This is a genomic window from Ornithinimicrobium cryptoxanthini, from assembly GCF_023923205.1.
Classification (GTDB): domain Bacteria; phylum Actinomycetota; class Actinomycetes; order Actinomycetales; family Dermatophilaceae; genus Ornithinicoccus; species Ornithinicoccus cryptoxanthini.
The window spans coordinates 1477318-1495999 of the sequence record NZ_CP099490.1 but is presented as its reverse complement, the minus strand read 5'-3'; the positions used below and the strand labels follow the sequence as shown (position 1 = coordinate 1495999).

The following is an 18682-nucleotide window of genomic DNA, read 5'->3' as shown; positions in this document are numbered from 1 at the left end:
CTCCCCGCTGCACAGATGTCGGCCGACACCCCTGTCCGTCCCTAGAGTGGCCGTCATGGAGTCCGGCAGCCTGCTCAAGCGGGTGTTCCTCGGTCGCGCGCTGCGCACCGACCGGCTCAGCGACACCCTGCTGCCGCGCCGCCTGGGCATGCCGGTCTTCGCCAGCGACGCCCTCTCCTCGGTGGCGTATGCCGTGGACGAGATCGTGCTGACCCTCGCCCTGGCCGGTGGTGCCGCGGTCTACCTCTACTCCTGGGAGGTCGGGGCGGCCGTCTGCCTGGTGATGCTGGTCATCGTCGCGTCCTACCGGCAGACGGTGCACGCCTACCCCGGAGGGGGCGGCGACTACGAGGTGGCTTCGGTCAACCTCGGGCCACGGGCCGGAGTCGTCGTCGGTTCGGCGCTCATCGTCGACTACGTCCTGACCGTCGCGGTGTCGGTCTCTGCCGGCGTGCAGAACGCGGCGGCCGCCCTGGAGTTCCTGCGCGGCTACGAGGCACCGGTCGCCGCCGGCCTGATCGCGCTCCTGACGCTGATCAACCTGCGCGGGGTGCGCGAGTCCGGCCGAGCCCTGGCGGTGCCCGTCTACGCCTTCCTGGGGTCGCTGGCCATCCTCATCGTGACCGGGGTCGGGCAGGCGGTTACCGGCAACCTGAGCCGCGCCGACAGCGCGCGTTACGAGCTGCTCCCGGCCGAGGGGTATTCCGAGGTGACCGGAGTCTTCCTCGTCTTCCTGCTGCTGCGCTCCTTCGCCTCGGGCTCGGTGGCGCTGACCGGGGTGCAGGGCGTGGCCAACGGGGTGCCCGCCCTGAGCCGGCCCAAGAGCCAGAACGCCGCCTCGATCCTGGCGATCATGGCCGCCATCTCGATCACCATCACGATGGCGGTCCTGTGGCTCACCCGGGAGACCGGCATCCAGATGGCCGTGGACCCGCAGCAACAGCTGCGCGACCAGGGCGACCCGGTCGGCCCGGACTTCGTCCAGGACCCGGTGCTCGGCCAGCTGTCCAAGGTGGTCTTCGGTGCCGAGGGCTTGGGTGTGCTGCTCGTGGCGATCACGACCGGTGTGATGCTCTTCGTCGCCGCCAACACCGCGTTCAACGGGTTCCCGGTCCTGGCCTCGCGCCTGGCCCGAGACCGCTTCCTGCCCCGCGGCCTGGTCACCCGCGGCCAACGCCTGACCTACTCCAACGGCATACTCCTGCTCGCCGCTGCGGCGGCCGCCCTCGTGCTGGTCTATCGCGCCACCGTCACCGAGCTGATCCAGATGTATATCGTGGGCGTCTTCATCAGCTTCAGCTTCAGCCAGGCCGGCATGGTGCGGCACTGGAACCGCCAGCTGCGCACCGAGGTGAGCCTGCGGCAACGGGTCGGCATGATCCGCAGCCGCACGATCAACCTGATCGGCGTCAGCGTCTCCGTCACGGTGCTGGTGGTCGTCCTGCTCACCCGCTTCCTGCACGGCGCGGGACTGTCCCTGCTCGCAATCGGCCTCATCTGGATGGGGATGACCATGGTCTACCGCTATCACCGCTCGATGGACAACGACATCTCGCTGCCTGAAGGGGTGGACGCCAGCCAGGTGGTCCCGTCCCGGGTGCATGCCCTCGTCTATATCCCGCGGCTGGACCGGCCGGTGATGCGCGCGCTCGCCTATGCCCGGGCGACCAGGCCGCAGACGCTGGAGGCGATCACCGTGGACGTGGTGCCCGAGGAGACGCAGGCGCTGCGTGCGGAGTGGACGACCCGCGGGCTGCCGGTCATCCTGCGGGCGCTCGACTCCCCCTACCGCGACGCCGTCCGGCCCGTCATCGACTATGTCCGTCGGGTCCGGGGGGACCGGCCCCGGGAGGTGGTGGTGGTCTATGTCGCGGAGTATGTCGCGCGCGAGGGTTGGTGGGTCAGGCTGATCCGCGACCGCACGCTCGAGCGGCTCCGCCGGGAGCTGCTGCGCACGCCGGGGGTCATGCTGGTGACCGTGCCGTGGCAGGGAGAGGAGAGCGATGGCGAACACACCTGAGAGCGTCCCGGTCGGCGCCCACCTGGTGCTGGAGGTGGGGCCGGTCGCCCACGGCGGACACTGCGTCGCCCGTCACCACGGACAGGTGGTGTTCGTGCGTCACACGCTGCCCGGCGAGCAGGTGCGCGCCGTCGTCACCGAGGTCGGGGCAGGCGGCAAGTTCCTGCGCGCCGACGCTGTCGACGTCCTGCGGGCCGCGCCGGAACGCGTCCCGGCCCCGTGTCCCTGGGCCGGCCCGGGACTGTGCGGTGGGTGCGACTGGCAGCACGTGGACCTGGTGGCACAGCGGGACCTGAAGGCGGCCGTGGTGGTGGAGCAGTTCGCCCGGTTGGCCGACCTGGACCTCACCGATCACCTGGGTCACCCGGTGCCGGTCGAGGCGGTGCCCGGCGACCAGGACGGCCTCGGCTGGCGCACGCGGGTCGAGTTCGCGGTGGACCAGGGCGGTCGGCCGGGCCTTCGCAGACACCGCAGTCACGACATCGTCCCGATCGAGGACTGCCTGATCGCCGACGGTCGGGTGATCGGCACGGGGGTGCTGGGCACGACCTATCCCGGAGCGACCGCCGTCGACGTGGTGGCGCCATCGGTCGGGCACCCCGTCATCGTCGAGGTGCCCGGCGAGGACCCGCCCGTCGTGCGCGAACGCGTCGCCGTGCCCGGCGGTGACCTTGAGCTCGGCGTCTCGGCCAGAGGCTTCTGGCAGGTGCACCCCGGGGCCGCCACCACCTTTGTGACGACGGTCCTGGACTGGCTGCAGCCTCGCGCGGGTGAGCACGCTGTCGACCTGTATGCCGGTGTCGGGCTCTTCGCCGCCGCGCTGGCCGACCGGGTCGGGACCGAGGGCTCGGTCCTGGCCATCGAGTCCGACCGGGTGGCCACCGACAACGCCCGGGGCAACCTGGCTCAGCGCCCGTGGGTGCGGGTGCAGCGTGACCGGGTGGACCGGGCGGTGCGCCGGCTCCTGCGCTCCGAGCAGGAGATCGACCTCGTCGTGCTCGACCCGCCACGCACCGGTGCCGGCCGGCAGGTCTGCCGCGACATCGCCGGCCTGCGCCCCCGCTCGATCGGCTATGTCGCCTGCGACCCCGCGGCGCTGGCCCGGGACGTCGGTTATCTCAGCAACTACGGCTATCGGCTGCGTGACCTGCGGGCCTTCGACGCCTTCCCGATGACCCACCACATGGAGCTGGTGGCCGTCCTCGACCCGGTCTGAGCTCGCCCGTCGGGCTAGGAGTCCGGGCTCTTCCGGGTCGAGGGCACCCCGTTGGCGCTGGTGGAGTTGGTCAACGGGGTCTGCCCCACCGCCAGCATCAGGCCCATCACCACGATGGCCAGCAGATAGAGCGGCCACCCCAGGACGATCTTGGCCACCCCGAGCCAGGCCACCTCACCGGCGAGGTAGAGGGGCGCCATGATGCCCACCCGGACCACGAACAGCGCGACCAGCACCCAGGTGAGGCGCGAGCAGACGCGCACCAGCGCGCTGTCCCTGCGCCACCGGCTGGGGTGCTCGGCGAACTCCGGGTCCCCGGCGGCCACCAGGAAACCGACCGCAGGCCACCGGGTGAGGATCGAGATCAGGGTCGCCACGGCATACGCCGCAGAGGTCAGGATGCCGGGCAGGAACGCGTCCTCGGCCCGGCCCGAACGCAGCGCGAAGAAGGCGGCCAGGGCGGTGGCGAAGATCGAGGTGAGGACATATCTGACCGACCCGCCGACCGTTAGCCGGATGCCCAGCAGCACCAGCGCGACCCCGGCCGCGGCCAGCAGGGCGGGGCGGATCTCGGAACGGATCAGCCAGACGACCACGAAGGCGACGGTGGGCAGGGCCGTCTCGAGCGAGCCGTACCATCCGCCGAGCACCTCCGAGACCCGGTGCCGGATCACGTCCTCGACCGTGGCGACGGTCGCTGCCTCGGACTCCGGCGACGGCTCAGCCATGACCGGGCAGCATCTCGTAGCCGGGGTTGAAGATCGTGCGGCGCCCGTCGACCAGCGTCACCCGACCGGTCAGGGTCAGGTAGGCCCCGGGCCGGATCCCTTCGATGGCACGCCGACCGAGCCAGACCACGTCGACGATGCCGGTGCCGTCAAACAGCTCGATGCGCAGCTCGGGCGCCTCCTCGAGTGGGAGCACGGCGATGCTGTGGACCGTGCCGGTCACCGAGACGACGTCGCGCGGTGCCAGGTCAGCGATCCTGGTGCAGCCGGGGCGGGCGCACTCGCGCGCCAGCTCCTCGGCGGCGGTCTGCGAGGGATGGGTGGCCAGGTCGTCGAGGACCTTGCGCAGGCTCATGGGCCGGTCGGCGCCGCGCCGCCACCCTGCGCGACGTCGCTGCTCGCGCCCGGTGCCGCGGCCCGGGCAGCCGCGCGTCGACGCGCAGCCTCCTCGATGACTCCCTTGGGCGCGGTCAGCGTCAGCACCTCGCGGGGCGGACGCGGCTCGGTGCCGCGGTCGACCACGACCTCACGCAGGAAGGCGCGCACCACGGCGAGCGCCTTGGCGTCGGTGGCGGCCGGGCCGTTGATGACGGCCCTGAGGAACCAGCGCGGACCGTCGACCCCGATGAACCGGTTGGGCGCGAAGGCAACGCGACCGGCCGGGTCCTGCCCCGGCATACGACCCAGCAGTTCCTGACCCATCACGCCGTCGGCGTCGACCTGCGAGGAGCCGCCGGCCCCCTTGATGCCCTCGGTGAGGCCCTCGCGGATCTCGTCCCACAGCCCCTCGCTGCGCGGTGCGGCAAACGCCTGCAGCTGCAGCTTCGAGCTCTGGATGGTGGCGGTCAGGCCGATGATCTTGTTCGACCCCTTCTCGATGTCCAGGCGCATCTCCATGCCAGGCACCGCCGGCACGCGCAGCGCGCCCAGGTCGATCCGCCCGTTGAGCTCGGGGACCTCACCGATGTCGAAGGGACCGTCGAACTCGCGCTGCCAGTCGCGGTCCACCCCCGGCTCGCCCTCCGGCTTGACCGGGGCCTCGTCGATCGGCTCGACGATCTCGTTCTTCTTGCGTCCGAAGATGGCCACTGTGCGTCAGTCCTTTGGGGTGGTGATGGTCTGGGTGGTGCGGTCCGGGACGCCGAAACCGCCGGAGCCCCCGTGCCCGCTCGCGCCGCGGGCGCTGCCCGGCAACGCGGCCACCTCGGTGAAGGACACGACGCAGACCGGCTGCACGATGAGCTGGGCGATCCGGTCGCCGCGGTGGACCGTGAACGTCTCGCCCGCGTCCGTATTGTGCAGGTTGACCATGATCTCGCCGCGATAGCCGGCGTCGATGGTGCCGGGCGCGTTGAGAATGGTGATCCCGTGCCGCGTCGCCAATCCGGAGCGGGGATGGGTGAAGGCGGCGTAGCCGTCGGGTAGGGCGATCGCGACACCGGTCGGCACGAGCGCCCGCTGACCAGGCGCGAGGGTCACGTCCTCGCGCGCGTGCAGGTCAACGCCGGCGTCTCCCGGATGGGCCCGGGTCGGGACCGGAAGGGTGTCGTCCAGCCGGCGCAGCAGCAACGGCACGGGTTGGGTGCTCACGTGGATCGAGGGTACCCGCAAAGCGCGGGCACCCCCGCCTCATCGGTGGTCAGGCCGCACACTCGGTGCAGACCGGCAGGCCACCGACCTCCTTGGCGAGCTGGCTGCGGTGGTGGACCAGGAAGCATCGCGAGCAGGTGAACTCGTCGGCCTGGCGCGGGAGCACCCGCACCGACAGCTCCTCGCCCGACAGGTCGGCACCCGGAAGCTCAAACCCCTCGGCGTGCTCCGTCTCGTCGACGTCGACGCTGGAGGAGCTCTTGTTAGCCCGCCGCGCCTTCAGCTCCTCCAGAGAGTCTTCACTGATGTCGTCCTCGGACTTGCGAGGTGCGTCGTAGTCAGTTGCCATGACGTCCCTCTCCTCTCATGAGCTGGTGTCGCAGGGCCTGGCGTGACCCTGCGGTCTGCGTGTTGTCTGCGTATGAACGTCGGGTGCCCCGATTTTGTGCCCGAGCCCGACAACTGTCTGCCGGAGCGGTCACCAGCTCGTGCGCAGGTGTCGCGGGGATTGTGCCGCATGAGGACCCCTTCCGTCGAACTGGGATCCGGTCCCACCAATTTTTGTAGTGGTTTTGCTGGTCGAGAACGTCTTTTCGCAGTGGTTTTGCTGGCCCGTCGGACACGCAAAACCACTACGAGAAGACGGGCGGCACCAGCAAACCCGCTACGAAAACTGGGTCAGTCCGACCCGCATGCCGCCGGCTTGGCGACGCGCAGGTTCGGGCAGCAACCCGGCGCGCAGACTGACGGCCTCGGCTGCGCACCGGGCCAGGTGGGCCGGTCGGGAGACTCGCCACGCGCCTCGGCGGCGCGCTCCAGGGCCAGGTCCGTCAGACCGGACACGAACTGCGGGTCAATCCCGACCGTGGGCACCCGCAGCACCTCGATCCCGACCTCGGCCGCGGTCTCCTGCGCCTCGGTGTCGAGGTCGAAGACGACCTCCATGTGGTCAGAGACGAACCCGATGGGCGCCAGCACCACGTGCGTCACCCCGTCGGCCGCCAGCTCGCGCAGCCGGTCGTTGACGTCCGGCTCCAGCCACGGCTGCGTGGGCGGACCCGACCGGGAGCAGTAGGTCAGCTCGCCGACCACGTCCTCCCCCAGCGTCGCTCGCGTCTCCTCGGTGATCGCGCGCGCCAGCTCCTCGTGCTGGGCGCTGTAGGCGTTGCCCTCCCCGTCCCCCGGCCCTGAGGTGTCGTCCATCGCGTCCGGGATCGAGTGCGTGACGAAGACCAGGCGGGGCACGGCTCCCGTGCGGTCGCGGAGCTGGCGGGCTCCCTCGCTGACGATCCGGGCGTTGGTGGAGGAAAAGCCTGGGTGATTCCAGTACTGCCGGATCTTGTCGACCCGCACCGGGACCCCCTCCTGGGTCAGCTCGTCGATGGACTCGGCGATGTCCTCGCGGTACTGCCGGCACGAGCTGTAGGACGAGTAGGCGCTGGTCGTGATCGCCAGGAACCGGGTCATCCCCTCCCCCGCGGCCGCGCGCAGCGTGTCGGTGAGGAAGGGCTCGGAGTTGCGGTTGCCCCACAGCAGCGGCGTGTGGATCTCACGGCGCGCGAACTCCTGGGTGAGGGCTGCCAGGAGGGCCCGGTTCTGGTCGTTGATCGGGCTCTTGCCGCCGAAGGCATGGTAGTGCTCGGCGACCTCCTCGAGACGCTCGTCAGGGATGCCCCGCCCGCGGGTCACGCGCCGCAGGAACGGCATCACCTCGTCAGGACCCTCCGGACCGCCGAACGAGACCAGGACGACCGCGTCATAGGGCTGCGTCTCTCCCCTCGCCTCCTCGTCCGCGTCCTGCTCGAGCTCGGCCAGGGTCTCTGTCTCGTATGCCGACTCCCCGGTCGGCGTGCCTGCGTGCGGTGTCGTGGGCTCGGCTTCGCCCTGGGTCGGGTCGACCGGGTCGACGATCGGGTTGCTCACTGGGTTTCTCCTGTCGTGCGTAGTGCGGTGGGGGCGTTGAGGTTGAGGGCGACGGCGGCCATGCGGATGGCGAAGACAAGCATGACCGAACCCCAGATGACGACTGGGTTGAGATGTCCCCAGCGGTCGGCCAGGACGACGACGCTGGCTCCGATCAGGGCGGGCACGGCATACAGCTCACGACGCAGCACCTCGGGCACCTGGCCGGCCAGGACGTCGCGCAGGGCGCCTCCTCCCACGGCGGTGAGCACCCCGAGAAGCACGGCCGCCAGCGCGCCGGTGTCATAGTCCAGGGCCTTGAGGGAGCCGCTGACGGCAAAGAAGGCGAGGCCGACGGCGTCCAGGGTCCGCACCGAGCGGGTGAGCAGCGTCATCCGGCCACGGGCGCGTCCGAGATAGGCGCTGCGCAGGCGCCGCTGCCACAGGAAGGTCAGGGCGCCGGCGACCACGACGCTGGCGAGCAGCCGCCAGTCGCTGATCCCCACGGGCGGTGTCGCGCCGAGGAGCACGTCGCGCATGATGCCACCGCCGAGTCCGGCGACCCAGGCCAGGACCACCACACCGACCAGGTCCAACCCCTTGCGGACGGCGACGAGACCGCCCGAAAGGGCGAACACGAACACCCCGAGGATGTCCAGCAACACCTGGAGGTTGACGTCGACGGTCAGCATGGTCTGCCTAAGGTAACCCTCGGAGTGTCATTGCAGCGGCGTGGCCTGATGGTGCCACGGGGTGAGAAGTGGCACAGTCGTCAGAACGGTCGACACACGAGAAGAGGCTGCATGCAACAGCTGCGGTTCACCGCTGTCCACGAGGACGGCCAGCACCTGGTCCTGTCGTCGTCGGACGGCACCGAGATGCTGCTCACGGTCGACGAGCGGCTCCGGGCTGCGCTGCGGCCCCGTCCTGCTGCGGTCGACGCTCCGGCCACCGATCTGCGGCCACGCCACGTGCAGGCGATGATCCGGGCCGGTCTAAGCCCCGCGGAGGTGGCCGAGATCACCGGGTGGCCAGCTGAGCGGGTCGCCCGGTTCGAGGGGCCGATCCTGGCCGAGCGCGAGCACGTGGCCGGGATGGCCCGGGCGGCGCACGTGCGCGGGCGCGGGCCGGACGGGACGATCCCGACGCTGGAGTCCAGGGTGCGTGAGCGCCTCACGGCCCGCGGCGTCGACGCTGACAACACCGGGTGGGACGCGACCCGGCCCGAGGGCGGCACCTGGACGGTGCTGGTCACGTTCGTGGCCGGTCAGCGGCAGCGTGCTGCTGCCTGGCAGTTCGACCCGGCAGACCGCACGGTGGAGGCGCTGGACGACGAGGCGCGCTGGCTGAGTGAGGACGAGCAGGCCCTGCCCGGCAGCGCGGCCGGCAAGGAGCTCTTCGGTGGGGCGGGGGCGGCCGAGGAGGTCGACCTGATGACCACGATGCGTGAGCGCAGCCGCTCGCGTGGTCGCCGCAAGAAGTCACCCACGGCCAGTGCCGACCCTGCAGAGCTGCCCTCCCTGGCAGACGCTCCCGAGCAGGTGCTGCCGCTGGAGGAGCTGGCCTACGACCCGGACAGCATGGGGCTGCCGCCCGCTGCTCGTGGGGAGTCACCGGGACGTGCGGGTGCACGTGCTGCGCGCAGGAGGGCTGCGCGCAAGGACTCAGCACGCCAGGACTCACCACGCCAGGGCTCGGCCGGTGCCGGGCCTGACCAGGAGCCTGGGGACCAAGAGCGAGCAGGCCAGGGCAGCGTCGAGGAGCAGGACGCAGCGTCCGCCGGGACCGCCGCGGCGGAGCAGACGGATGCGTCTGACGCCGCCACGACCTATGACATCGAGCTCGACTTCGACGACGACTACGAGGTCGACCCGAGCCCGCAGGAGGCGACGTTGGCCGACCTGTTCGGTCACGAGGTCGCCTATGACCGGGCGTCGACACCGTCTGAGGATGACTCGGAGGATGACTCAGCGGAGGACTCCGAGGATGACTCCGACGAGGAGCCCGAGGACGAGCTGGATGGCCCGGAGGACGAGCCCGACGACGCTTCGGCGGACGCCGAGCCTCTCCACGACGCTTCGGCGGACGCGAAGTCCGACGACGGAGAGTCCGCCGACGAAGAGTCCGTCGACGAAGAGTCCGTCAACAGTGGCGCTGCAGCCTCGGCCGCGGACCCGGCCGACACCAGGGCGACGGATGATGGCCCCGCAGTGGATCAGGAGGCCACGAAAGCCCCGCGACGCAAGGACGGGCGGCCGGGCGTGCCCAGCTGGGACGACATCATGTTTGGCGCCAAGGACCGCGGTCACTGACCCGCATCGGCGTCTGGACGCGACCATCGAGGTCGTCTCGGAGGGGCATTGGCACCAGTAGTGAGTGAGCGGCGGCCTCGTCGCGGGCTCGCCCCGGTGTGGTGGACCCTGCCGCTCCTCGTCCTGACCACGGCCACGCTGGTGCTGCTCGCGTGGGCGCTGCTCGTCATGCATGGCATGACTTATGGCATCTTCGAGGTGCTGCGGCCTCAGGCACGAGCCCTTCCCCCAGAGTTCCGCCGTTACGACAGCGCCCTGTTGGTCGGGGTGACCGTCAACGTGGTGCTGGCCCTGGCGCTGGCGTGGTCTGCCGGGAGGACACGTGCTCGCGGTTGGCCACCGATCGCGGTGGCGGCGCTGGCCGCGGTCCTCAGCCTCACGGTGGCCGGCAGTGTGCTGCTGCTCATGCTCGGCATCAGCCCGGTCACGTTCCTCGTCACGCTGTTCTGACCAACCGCCTCCGAGCGAGGACAAACGGTCAGTCGTCGTCCTTGAACGCGACCAGGACCAGGAAGGCGATCACCACCGCGAGCTGCACGTCAAGCGGTGACTCGTCAGCAGCGACCAGTTGTCGGGGGCGCGATCCCAGGCGGTCGTAGTCGACGGTGAGGCCGCCGATCCGGCGGACCCTGTTGCCGAGCTTGTCGTAGTCGATGTCCACGCGGCCGACCCGGCGGAGTCTGCTGCCGAGGTGGTCGTAGTCCAGGTCGAACTCTCCGAACCGCACCGGCCGGCTGCCTAGCTTGTCGTAGTCGATCCGGTCTCCTCCGACGTGCCGCAGACGGCTGCCCGCCCGGTCATAGTCGAGGTCGAGCTCCCCGAGCCGGCTGGGTCGGCTGCCCGCCCTGTCATAGGAGATCTGGACGTCGCCGATCTGGCGAAGGCGACTGCCTGCCCTGTCATAGCTCAACGTCATCTGCACGCGGTCCTCCTCCGTCGAACCCTGCCGTGTGCGCATCGGCTCCAACACGAAGTCAGTCAGAGTCCAGATCGAAGGCCTCGAACGGCGGTGGATCGGGGTCGCCGCGGTAGGCATGCGTCTGACCGGTGACATCCTCGAACGGGACAGGAGTGTTCAGGTCATCGACGCCAAGCCACGTGACGCGGTCCGAGGGTGAGCCCGGGGTCTGCGCACCGACCGGATCCGCGTCGGTCGGACTCACGACGCCTGGATCATGGGCCCGCTCGGGCCGGGCGTCGTCGGGTTGATGCGGATCTGTGATGTGGGTCTGCTCCGTCATGACCAGCCTCGATCCCGTGTCGTCATGTCCCGGTCCACCCTAGGGTCCCAGCGCACTCAGTGACAATGGTCGAACGCTGGTGTGGTCAGCGGGGTTGGTCCGGCGCGGACACCGCTGCCGGGAGAGGGAGCGATCGCTCAGGCCCGGCGCGGGACCCGTCCCTTCCCGGTCAGCAGCACGACGAGGAGCCAGGCGACCAGGACCACCGCGATCACCGTCATCCCGATGGTGGAGTCGGCCGGCAGCAGGACCGCGAGGCCACCTCCGACGACCCAGGCGAGCTGGATCAGGGTCTCGGACCGGCCGAACACCGAGGTGCGCGTGTGCTCGGGCACGGTCTCCTGGATGACTGCGTCGAGCGCGAGCTTGCCCAGCTGCTGGTTCATGCCGACCAGGAAGCACAGGATCAGGACCGTGATCATCCCGAAGTTGATGGCGGTGGCCACCGCCGCGACGACGTTGACGATCAGCGCGATCCGCACCAGCGCCTGGGGAGGCACCAGCGTGCGCAGCGAACCCAGCATCGTGCCGATCGCCGACCCGATCCCCGCCGCCGCGGCGACCATGCCCAGCAGCAGGAGGCTGCTGCTGCCGGTCCAGCCGGTGGGTGGCGACTCCCGCAGCAGGAACGCCAGGAAGATGGTCAGGAAGCCGGACAGCATGCGCAGCCCCACGTTGCCCCGCAGCGCGCCGACGACAGCAGGTGGCACCCAGCGGCTGCTGCGGCCGGCGACCTCGCTGATGGGCACCTCGCTCTCGCCCCTGGTGGAGTCGACGGCCGGCGGCAGCATGATGGCCAGGACGGTCCCGAGCGCGAAGACCGCAAACCCCAGGCGCAGCGTCCAGTCCGAGCCGAAATAGCCGATCCCGATCGCCAGCGGCGCGGCGAGGGTGGCCCCCGCGGTCCCCGCCAGCGACATCCGGCCGTTGGCCTTGACCAGTGTCATCCCCCGAGGCAGCAGTCGCGGGGTGGCCGCGGACCGGGTCACGTTGTAGGCCTTGCTGGCCACCAGGATGCCCAGCGCCATCGGGAACTGCCACCACGAGGCGGTGTCCAGCGAGCTGGCCAGCACGAGGCAGAGCACGGCCCGGATCGCCATCGTCGTGCCGATCGCCCACCGCCGGCCGTGCCGGAACCGGTCCAGGAACGGTCCGATGAAGGGCGCGATGATGCTGAACGGCAACAGGGTCAGCAGCAGGAACAGCAGGACCTGACCGCGCGCCTCGCCGGTCGGCACAGAGAAGAAGAGCGAGCCGGCCAGGGCGATGGCGACCACCGCGTCGCCCGCATTGTGCAGGCCGTGGACCTCGATCAGCCGGGACAGTCCCGTCTCCCCCGCACCCTCGGCGTGGGTCGCCCGGCGCGTGACCCTGTATGCCGAGTGGCTGACCGCGCTCGTCCCGTGCGCGACCGCTCTGGCCCCCCTGCCGAGACCGTGGCCGACAGCGGCGCCCGCCTGCGCCACCTTGGACGGCCTGGGTCGCGCGGACGGACCGACGATCGGGCCATAGTGCGCGCCGTCCTCCAGCGGATGCTGCTCGCGCCAGCGCTGCTGCTCGTCGCTGCGCCCCTGCGAGTGGTCCTCGGCCACCTCGTCCCGCTCCCGGTTCATCGCTGCGGCACGGGGCAGAAGTCGAGGTCGAACGGCAGGACCTCCGGCGACAGCGACGCCGCGCGCGCCGCGTGCGAGGTCATCCGGCGCATGTAGTGGCGCCGGCAGAGCACCTCGTACTCCACCACCGAAGCGGCGCTGGACTCCCCCGCCTCGCTCTCTCCCGCCTCGCTCTCTCCAACGTCGCCCACGACGATCTGGGCGCCCTCCACCACCATGACCCCGTCGACGACCCGCGCGTTGTGGGTGGCCGTGCGCCCGCACCAGCACAGCGCCTCGACCTGCAGCACCTCGGTGCGGTCGGCGAGCTCGATCAGCCGCCGCGACCCGGGGAACAGCTCGGTGCGGAAGTCGGCGGTGATGCCGAACGCAAAGACGTCCAGGCCCATCTCGTCCACCAGCCGCGCCAGCTGCTCGACCTGCGCAGGGGTGTAGAACTGCGCCTCGTCACAGATCAGGTAGTCGACCCGCCGACCGCTGGTCGCGGCGTCGACGACGAGGTCCCAGAACTCCAGGTCGTCGGTCACCTCGATCGCCTCGCGCGAGAGACCCAACCTCGAGGAGAGCACGGACTGGCCGGCCCGGTCGTGCTTGGAGAAGATCAGCCCGGCCCGCCCACGCGTCGCGTGGTTGTGATCCATCTGGAGCGCGAGGGTCGACTTGCCGCAATCCATCGTTCCGGTGAAGAAGACAAGCTCGGCCACGGCGTGCAGTCTACGGAACGGCGGGCAGGTGCAGCAGGGGGATCGCCATCTCGTCGCGGGTGAGTGACCCGTGGTGCCCCTTCAGGGCGAGAAACTCCGGCCGCTGAGCCCGGGAGTCGAGCACGGTCGCGTGGCCGCGCATCGCCACGACCAGGTCACCGATGCGGGGGGTCACCGCGCCCTCGACCGGCCCGAACCACCCGTGGTCGATCGCCTCGGCGCGGCTGACGACCAGCGCCTGCTCCCCCAGCAGCTCAGTCCAGGTCTCGAGCACCTCGGCCGCGGCCCCGGGCTCGCAGTGCGGTTGCGGCACGCGGGGGTCACCACCGAGATGACGTATGCCGCGGGCCAGGTCCTCGTCCCAGGCCAGGTCGTGGCGGAGCATCTCGGGGGCCTCGACCATGCCGTGGTCGGCGGTCACGGTCAGCGAGGTGCCAGGCGGCAGGCGCATCGCCAGGTCGGCGAGCGCAGCATCGGTGCGCTCCACCTCCTCACCCCACTGCCAGGAGTCTGGACCGAAGGTGTGCCCGATCTTGTCGACCTCGCCCCAGTAGAGATAGACGAAGGAGCGCGGCGCCGCGGTGAGCGCCGCGATGGCGGTGTCGACCCGCTCGGGCAGCGTCCGGGCGGCCGCGAAACTGCCCCCGCGCTGGGCGGCCCGCGTCATGCCGGAGCCGTCGAAGTAGCCCGGCCCGATCCGGGTGACCGCGACGCCCCCGGCCTCGAGCTGCTCAAAGACGGTGCGGTGCGGCTGCCACTGCTCGGGGTCCGGCCCCTCGTCCCAGGACAGGTGGTTGAGCAGCCGGTCGTGCTCGGGCATCAGCACCTGCCAGCCGACCATCCCGTGCGCGCCCGGCGGGAGCCCGGTGCCCAGGCTGGCCAGGCTGGTGGCCGTCGTCGCGGGGAAGCCGCAGGTCAGCTGCGGCGCTGGGCTCTGCAGAGAGCGCAGGAACTGGGCGTGACCGCTGCGCCGCCGGAGCTGCTCGGCACCCAGCCCGTCGACGAGCACCAGCACGGCACTGCGGGCCGGTGGCAGCTCAAACAGGGGGTCGAGGCCGAGGGGCGCCGCCCCCGGGTGGGCCGACACACCCAGGCTCTGCGCGACGGCAGGCAGGACGGTGGCCAGCGACCCGGCATACGCCAGCTCGATGAACTCCGAGGGCAGGGCGACCACGGGCAGTCGGTGGTCAGCGGCCGAGACGGGCGGAGAGCTGCTGGGCAAAGGCGAGCGCCCGCGTGAGCGCCTCGGGTCCGTCGGCCTCGGAGGTGATCCGCAGCGAGATGTCGTCGGAGGCCACGGTGCCCTCATAGCCGTGGTCACCCTCGCAGGTCGGGTCCGCGCACATCGCGGGCACCAGGTCCAGCCGCGAGACGGTCCCCCAGCCGAGGGTCAGGGTCAGCGCGCGCCCGGTCAGCCCACCGGCATAGGTCGCGGGGTCGGGCAGGACGTGCGTCATCATCACGCCACGCACCGCGCGCAGCGGGACGGTCTCGGTGGTGGCGGTGGCGAAGTGCCCGTGCGGCTCGCCGGACTCGTGGTCGTCGGCGTGCCCGATGACCAGTCGGTGCGGCGTCAGGACGAGCACGGTGACGTGGCGGCGGACGGCCTCCTCGTCCAGGGTGGTCTCCTGGTGCACCAGGTGCCCGACGATCTCGTCACCCGCCACAGCCGTGGCGACCACGTCCGACACGAGCGCCGGCAGATATCCTGCGTGCTCGATGTCCTCGCGCAGTTCCTGTGGGAGGGTCATGCTGTCAGGCTGGGGCATGGGACCATCCTCCCACCCCTGCCGTCGTCTGCTCGAACCGTGTGCCGAGGGCGCACGCTCGGAACCGTGAAAGGCCCCCTATGCGTCGCCTCCTCGCTGCTGCCGCTGCCGCTGCAGTCCTCCTGAGCGCGTGCGGTGACGACGCGCAGGACCGTGCCCCGGCCGACCCCACCACGACGACGGAGAGCACGGCGACCGCGACAACCACAGAGATCGCGGACGAGGCACCCACCTCGGCAGCCCCGACCACCGTCACGCCGACCTCTGCCAGCGCTGAGACGACTACGGCAGAGCCCGCCCCGGAGGCGGCCCCTGCGCCGACGACGGCCGCCCCCGCCCGACCGGCCGTCACGGCGTGCGACGACGACGGGTTGAGCCAGGACATCCTCGGGTTTCCCGGTGGGGTGAGTGTCGACTTCTGCGAGGACGGGTGGGCCTTCGCGGCCTATCCGAACGCGCCGGGGGCGCCGGAGTTCATCGCCGAGCAGGTGGACGGACGCTGGTTCCACGCCGTCGCCATGGGCGACCCGGTGTGCCAGGACGACCTGTCGGCCCGGGGTGCCCCGGCCGCCGTCAGCAAGCTCCTCCCCCCGTGCGTGGACGCACCCGCACCCACCGCGGGTCCCACCGGGTCGCCGACCGACCCGGTCGCAGCGTGCGTGGTCAGCACCAAGGAGTATGGCGACACGCATGCCGATCTCGTCGCGGTCACCTGTGACGGGGCGCGCGCCGAGTGGGGGCTGGCCGAGGCCAACACCGAGCCGTCCTGGACGATCCCGTGGGTCACCCCCACCGGCTGGGAGTGCTTCGTCACGCCCTACGACGCGACGTCCAAGGCGGCCGGCTCCTGCTACGGACCCGACGGGACGGCCTACTTCACGCTCTACCTGCCGTGACCTGCTGCCAGTTCGTCAGCGGGTGAGCGAGCGCCGACCAGCGTCGGCACGGCCCTCGTCCCGCGCGATCCGGGCGGTCGCGCCGAGGACCATGATGCCTCCCTGGTGGGCCACCACCGGGTTGAGCCGCAGGAGCTGGACCTCGGGCAGGTCGTCGGCCAGCACCGAGACCCGGGCGAGCAGGTCGTGCAGCGCGACCTGGTCGACGGGGTCCGTGCCGCGATAGCCGTCCAGCAGCGGCGCGGCACGCACCCCCGAGACCATGTCGGCGACGTCGGTGCTGGTCAGCGGCGGGAAGCGGTGGGTCACGTCCCCGAGCAGGTCGGAGGGAACACCGGCCACCCCGAACCCGACAACCGGCCCGAAGAGCGGGTCCTCGGCCGAGGTGATCTCGACGACGACCCCGGCCGGCGCCATCTCCTGGAGCACGATCCCGTCGTCCCCACGCTGCCGTAGCACGGCAGACAGACCCGCAAAGGCGTCGGCGACGGTCTCCGGGCTCTGCAGGTCGGTGCGGATCCAGTAGTGCCCGGTGCCGTGTCGCAGGTCTGGGCTGGTGGCCTTGAGGACCACCGGACGGCCCAGCTGCGCGGCGGCGTCGACGGCCTCCTGAGCCGTGTGCACCAGCTGGGAGGGCACGACCTCGATGCCGTAGGCGCTCAGCAGGTCGGTGACCTCGGCATCCGTCATCTCCCGCCCCTCGCCACCACCGGCCAGGGCGCTCTCGACCACATCGTGGGCAAGGCGCCGGTTGACTCCGCCGGGGCGCACCCGCTCCCCCCGCTCCCGTCCGCGCCACGCGGCGTAGTCGGTGGCGGCCGCGAGCGCCCGCACGGCGTCCTCCGGCATCGGATAGGCCGGGAGGGAGCCGCCCGGTGCCACGCCCCGCATGCCGAGGAAGGTGGCGACACAGGGCTTGTCGTGCGCCGCGACGGTCTGCTCCACCTGCGCGACGACCTCGGTGTCGCTGGTCACGATCGGTGGGATGAAGCAGGCCACCAGGCTGTCCACGGCCGGGTCGGTGAGGGCTGCCTCAAGAGCCTCGTTGAACTCGGCCACCGTGGCCGTGCTGGGCAGGGCCACCGGCCCGTGCGTGATCGTCAGGTCCCAGGACTCGGCTGCGTCGGCGGTCAGCATCCCGAGCGCGTCGGAGTTGGTCACGATCGCGATCGCGCGCCCCCGCGGCAGCGGCTGGTGCACGACGAGCTGGGCGACGTCAAACATCTGGTGGGTGTTCTCCACCCTGATGACGCCGCTCTGCTTGAGCATCTCGGCGAAGGCCTCGGGCCGCTCGCGGGTCGCGCGCACCGTGTGGCCCGGCACCGCGTGCTGGCCGGTGCCGCTCTTGACGACGATCACCGGCTTGACGGCGGAGAGCTGGCGCGAGATCCGGGTGAACTTGCGAGGGTTGCCCATGGACTCCAGATAGAGGCCGACGACAGCTGTCGCCTCGTCCTCGATCCAGTACTGCATCAGGTCGTTGCCCGAGATGTCGACCCGGTTGCCGGCCGAGGCGAAGGAGGAGATGCCCAGCCCGCGCCGCTCGGCCGACGCGAGCACCGCGATGGCCAGCGCGCCGGACTGGGCAAACAGCCCCAGTGAGCCGATCATCGGCATCTGGGGCGAGAGCGAGGCGTTGAGGCTGACGCCCTCGGTGGTGTTGATCAGACCGAACGAGTTGGGACCCAGCACCCGCAGACCGTGGGTGCGCGCGGTGGCCAGGAGCTGCCGCTGCAGCTCGACCCCCTCCTCACCCGCCTCGGCGAACCCGGCGCTGACGACCACGACCGCCCCGACGCCAGCAAAGGCGCACTCGCGCACGACGCTGGGCACCTCCGCAGCCGGCACGGCGATGAGCGCCAGGTCGATCGGGGACCCGATCTGCGAGACGCTGGACCACGTCTTGAGGCCGGCGACCTCCTCGGCAGCATGGTTGACGACATACAGGTCACCGGCGAAGCCGCCCTCCCGCATGTGGCGCACGAGTCCCCCGCCGACGGACCCCGGGCGACGGCTCGCCCCGACCACCACCACCGACGACGGGTGCAGGACCCGGCGCATGCTGCGCGCCTCGGACCGGTGCTCGCGCGACAGCTCCACCGCGCGCGAGGCCTCGGTGGGCTCGATCGCGAAGCTGACCACGATGACCCCGTCCTCGAACTCGTGGCTGACCTCATAGCCGGCGTCCTGGAAGACGTTGATCATCTTGCGGTTCTGGGGCAGGACGTCGGCGACGAAGAGCGCCACGCCCGACTCGCGCCCAATCGCGGCCAGGTGCTCGAGCAGGACCGACCCGATGCCCCTGCCCTGGTGCTTGTCGGCGACGTTGAACGCGACCTCGGCCGAGCTCCAGCCGGTCTCCTCGATGCGGTCGTAACGGCCGATGCCGGCGATCTCGTCACCGATGAGCATCACCAGCGCGACCCGCTTGTCATAGTCCACGGTGGCGAACCGCGTGGCGTCCTTGTCCGAGAGCCGGCGCAGCGGGGCAAAGAAGCGCAGATAGATGGACTCCTCGGACTGGCCGGAGTGGAACTCGTGCAGTCCCTCGACATCACCTGGCACGATCGGCCGGACGTGCGCCACGGAGCCGTCCGAGAGCACCACGTCCGCCTCCCACTCGCGCGGATATCCCGGAGGCACGTCGATCATGGACCCAGCATGCCCGATCATCCTCGGCCCGTGCGTGAC

The 18682-nt window shown here is 71.0% G+C and carries 19 protein-coding genes; 5 read left to right on the top strand and 14 right to left on the bottom strand.

From position 1 onward, the window contains the following. The first annotated feature begins 55 nt into the window (after positions 1-55). Entirely contained in the window at positions 56-2020 is a 1965-nt protein-coding gene (locus NF557_RS06940) for an APC family permease (protein WP_252622977.1), read from the top strand. Further along, the gene (locus tag NF557_RS06935; protein WP_252622975.1) at positions 2004-3236 is read left to right on the top strand and encodes a class I SAM-dependent RNA methyltransferase; all 1233 of its coding nucleotides are present in this window, start codon (positions 2004-2006) and stop codon (positions 3234-3236) included. The genes NF557_RS06940 and NF557_RS06935 overlap by 17 nt, the downstream gene beginning before the upstream one ends. 14 nt (positions 3237-3250) lie before the next feature. Here the strand turns inward: NF557_RS06935 and NF557_RS06930 are convergent, their stop codons facing one another. The 7 genes from NF557_RS06930 to NF557_RS06900 form a co-directional block, all read right to left on the bottom strand. Then, positions 3251-3964, bottom strand: coding sequence for a DUF3159 domain-containing protein (locus tag NF557_RS06930; RefSeq protein ID WP_252622973.1), 714 nt, complete (start codon positions 3962-3964; stop codon positions 3251-3253). Next, positions 3957-4319 (bottom strand): OB-fold nucleic acid binding domain-containing protein, encoded by a 363-nt coding sequence (locus NF557_RS06925; protein WP_252622971.1) that lies wholly within the window; start codon positions 4317-4319, stop codon positions 3957-3959. Before NF557_RS06925 ends, NF557_RS06930 begins: the two co-directional genes overlap by 8 nt. Continuing rightward, positions 4316-5053, bottom strand: a complete 738-nt coding sequence (locus tag NF557_RS06920; protein ID WP_252622970.1) for a DUF3710 domain-containing protein — start codon at positions 5051-5053, stop codon at positions 4316-4318. The genes NF557_RS06925 and NF557_RS06920 overlap by 4 nt, the downstream gene beginning before the upstream one ends. A gap of 6 nt (positions 5054-5059) precedes the next feature. Beyond that, on the bottom strand, positions 5060-5554 hold the full coding sequence (dut, locus tag NF557_RS06915; RefSeq protein WP_252622968.1) for a dUTP diphosphatase: 495 nt from the start codon (positions 5552-5554) through the stop codon (positions 5060-5062). A gap of 49 nt (positions 5555-5603) precedes the next feature. Beyond that, complete coding sequence (locus tag NF557_RS06910) at positions 5604-5903, bottom strand: DUF4193 domain-containing protein (protein ID WP_252622966.1); 300 nt, start codon at positions 5901-5903, stop codon at positions 5604-5606. 329 nt (positions 5904-6232) lie between these two features. Beyond that, the gene (locus tag NF557_RS06905) at positions 6233-7477 is read right to left on the bottom strand and encodes a ferrochelatase (protein WP_370584437.1); all 1245 of its coding nucleotides are present in this window, start codon (positions 7475-7477) and stop codon (positions 6233-6235) included. After that, a complete protein-coding gene (locus NF557_RS06900) occupies positions 7474-8148 on the bottom strand; it encodes a trimeric intracellular cation channel family protein (RefSeq protein ID WP_252622964.1) in 675 nt (224 codons plus the stop codon). Before NF557_RS06900 ends, NF557_RS06905 begins: the two co-directional genes overlap by 4 nt. 111 nt (positions 8149-8259) lie before the next feature. Here NF557_RS06900 and sepH point away from each other — a divergent pair, with 111 nt between their 5' ends. Together sepH and NF557_RS06890 are read left to right on the top strand one after the other, a co-directional pair. Continuing rightward, on the top strand, positions 8260-9768 hold the full coding sequence (gene sepH / locus NF557_RS06895) for a septation protein SepH (RefSeq protein ID WP_252622962.1): 1509 nt from the start codon (positions 8260-8262) through the stop codon (positions 9766-9768). A gap of 60 nt (positions 9769-9828) precedes the next feature. After that, entirely contained in the window at positions 9829-10218 is a 390-nt protein-coding gene (locus NF557_RS06890) for a hypothetical protein (protein WP_252622960.1), read from the top strand. 28 nt (positions 10219-10246) lie between these two features. Here the strand turns inward: NF557_RS06890 and NF557_RS06885 are convergent, their stop codons facing one another. From NF557_RS06885 to NF557_RS06860, 6 genes are all read right to left on the bottom strand, one after another. After that, positions 10247-10690: a hypothetical protein gene (locus NF557_RS06885; protein WP_252622958.1), complete on the bottom strand. Its 444-nt coding sequence runs from the start codon at positions 10688-10690 to the stop codon at positions 10247-10249. Between the two features lie 52 nt (positions 10691-10742). Continuing rightward, complete coding sequence (locus tag NF557_RS06880) at positions 10743-11009, bottom strand: hypothetical protein (protein ID WP_252622956.1); 267 nt, start codon at positions 11007-11009, stop codon at positions 10743-10745. A gap of 137 nt (positions 11010-11146) precedes the next feature. Next, a complete protein-coding gene (locus NF557_RS06875; protein ID WP_252622954.1) occupies positions 11147-12622 on the bottom strand; it encodes an MFS transporter in 1476 nt (491 codons plus the stop codon). Further along, entirely contained in the window at positions 12619-13326 is a 708-nt protein-coding gene (locus tag NF557_RS06870) for a thymidine kinase (protein ID WP_252622952.1), read from the bottom strand. The genes NF557_RS06875 and NF557_RS06870 overlap by 4 nt, the downstream gene beginning before the upstream one ends. Before the next feature lie 10 nt (positions 13327-13336). Next, positions 13337-14500: an alkaline phosphatase family protein gene (locus NF557_RS06865; RefSeq protein WP_252622950.1), complete on the bottom strand. Its 1164-nt coding sequence runs from the start codon at positions 14498-14500 to the stop codon at positions 13337-13339. Positions 14501-14513: 13 nt separating this feature from the next. After that, positions 14514-15095, bottom strand: a complete 582-nt coding sequence (locus NF557_RS06860; RefSeq protein ID WP_252622949.1) for a DUF5998 family protein — start codon at positions 15093-15095, stop codon at positions 14514-14516. Between the two features lie 80 nt (positions 15096-15175). Here NF557_RS06860 and NF557_RS06855 point away from each other — a divergent pair, with 80 nt between their 5' ends. After that, entirely contained in the window at positions 15176-15991 is an 816-nt protein-coding gene (locus tag NF557_RS06855; protein ID WP_252622942.1) for a hypothetical protein, read from the top strand. Between the two features lie 15 nt (positions 15992-16006). Here NF557_RS06855 and NF557_RS06850 read toward each other — a convergent pair whose 3' ends face one another. Next, on the bottom strand, positions 16007-18643 hold the full coding sequence (locus tag NF557_RS06850) for a bifunctional acetate--CoA ligase family protein/GNAT family N-acetyltransferase (protein ID WP_252622940.1): 2637 nt from the start codon (positions 18641-18643) through the stop codon (positions 16007-16009). Positions 18644-18682: the final 39 nt, after the last annotated feature.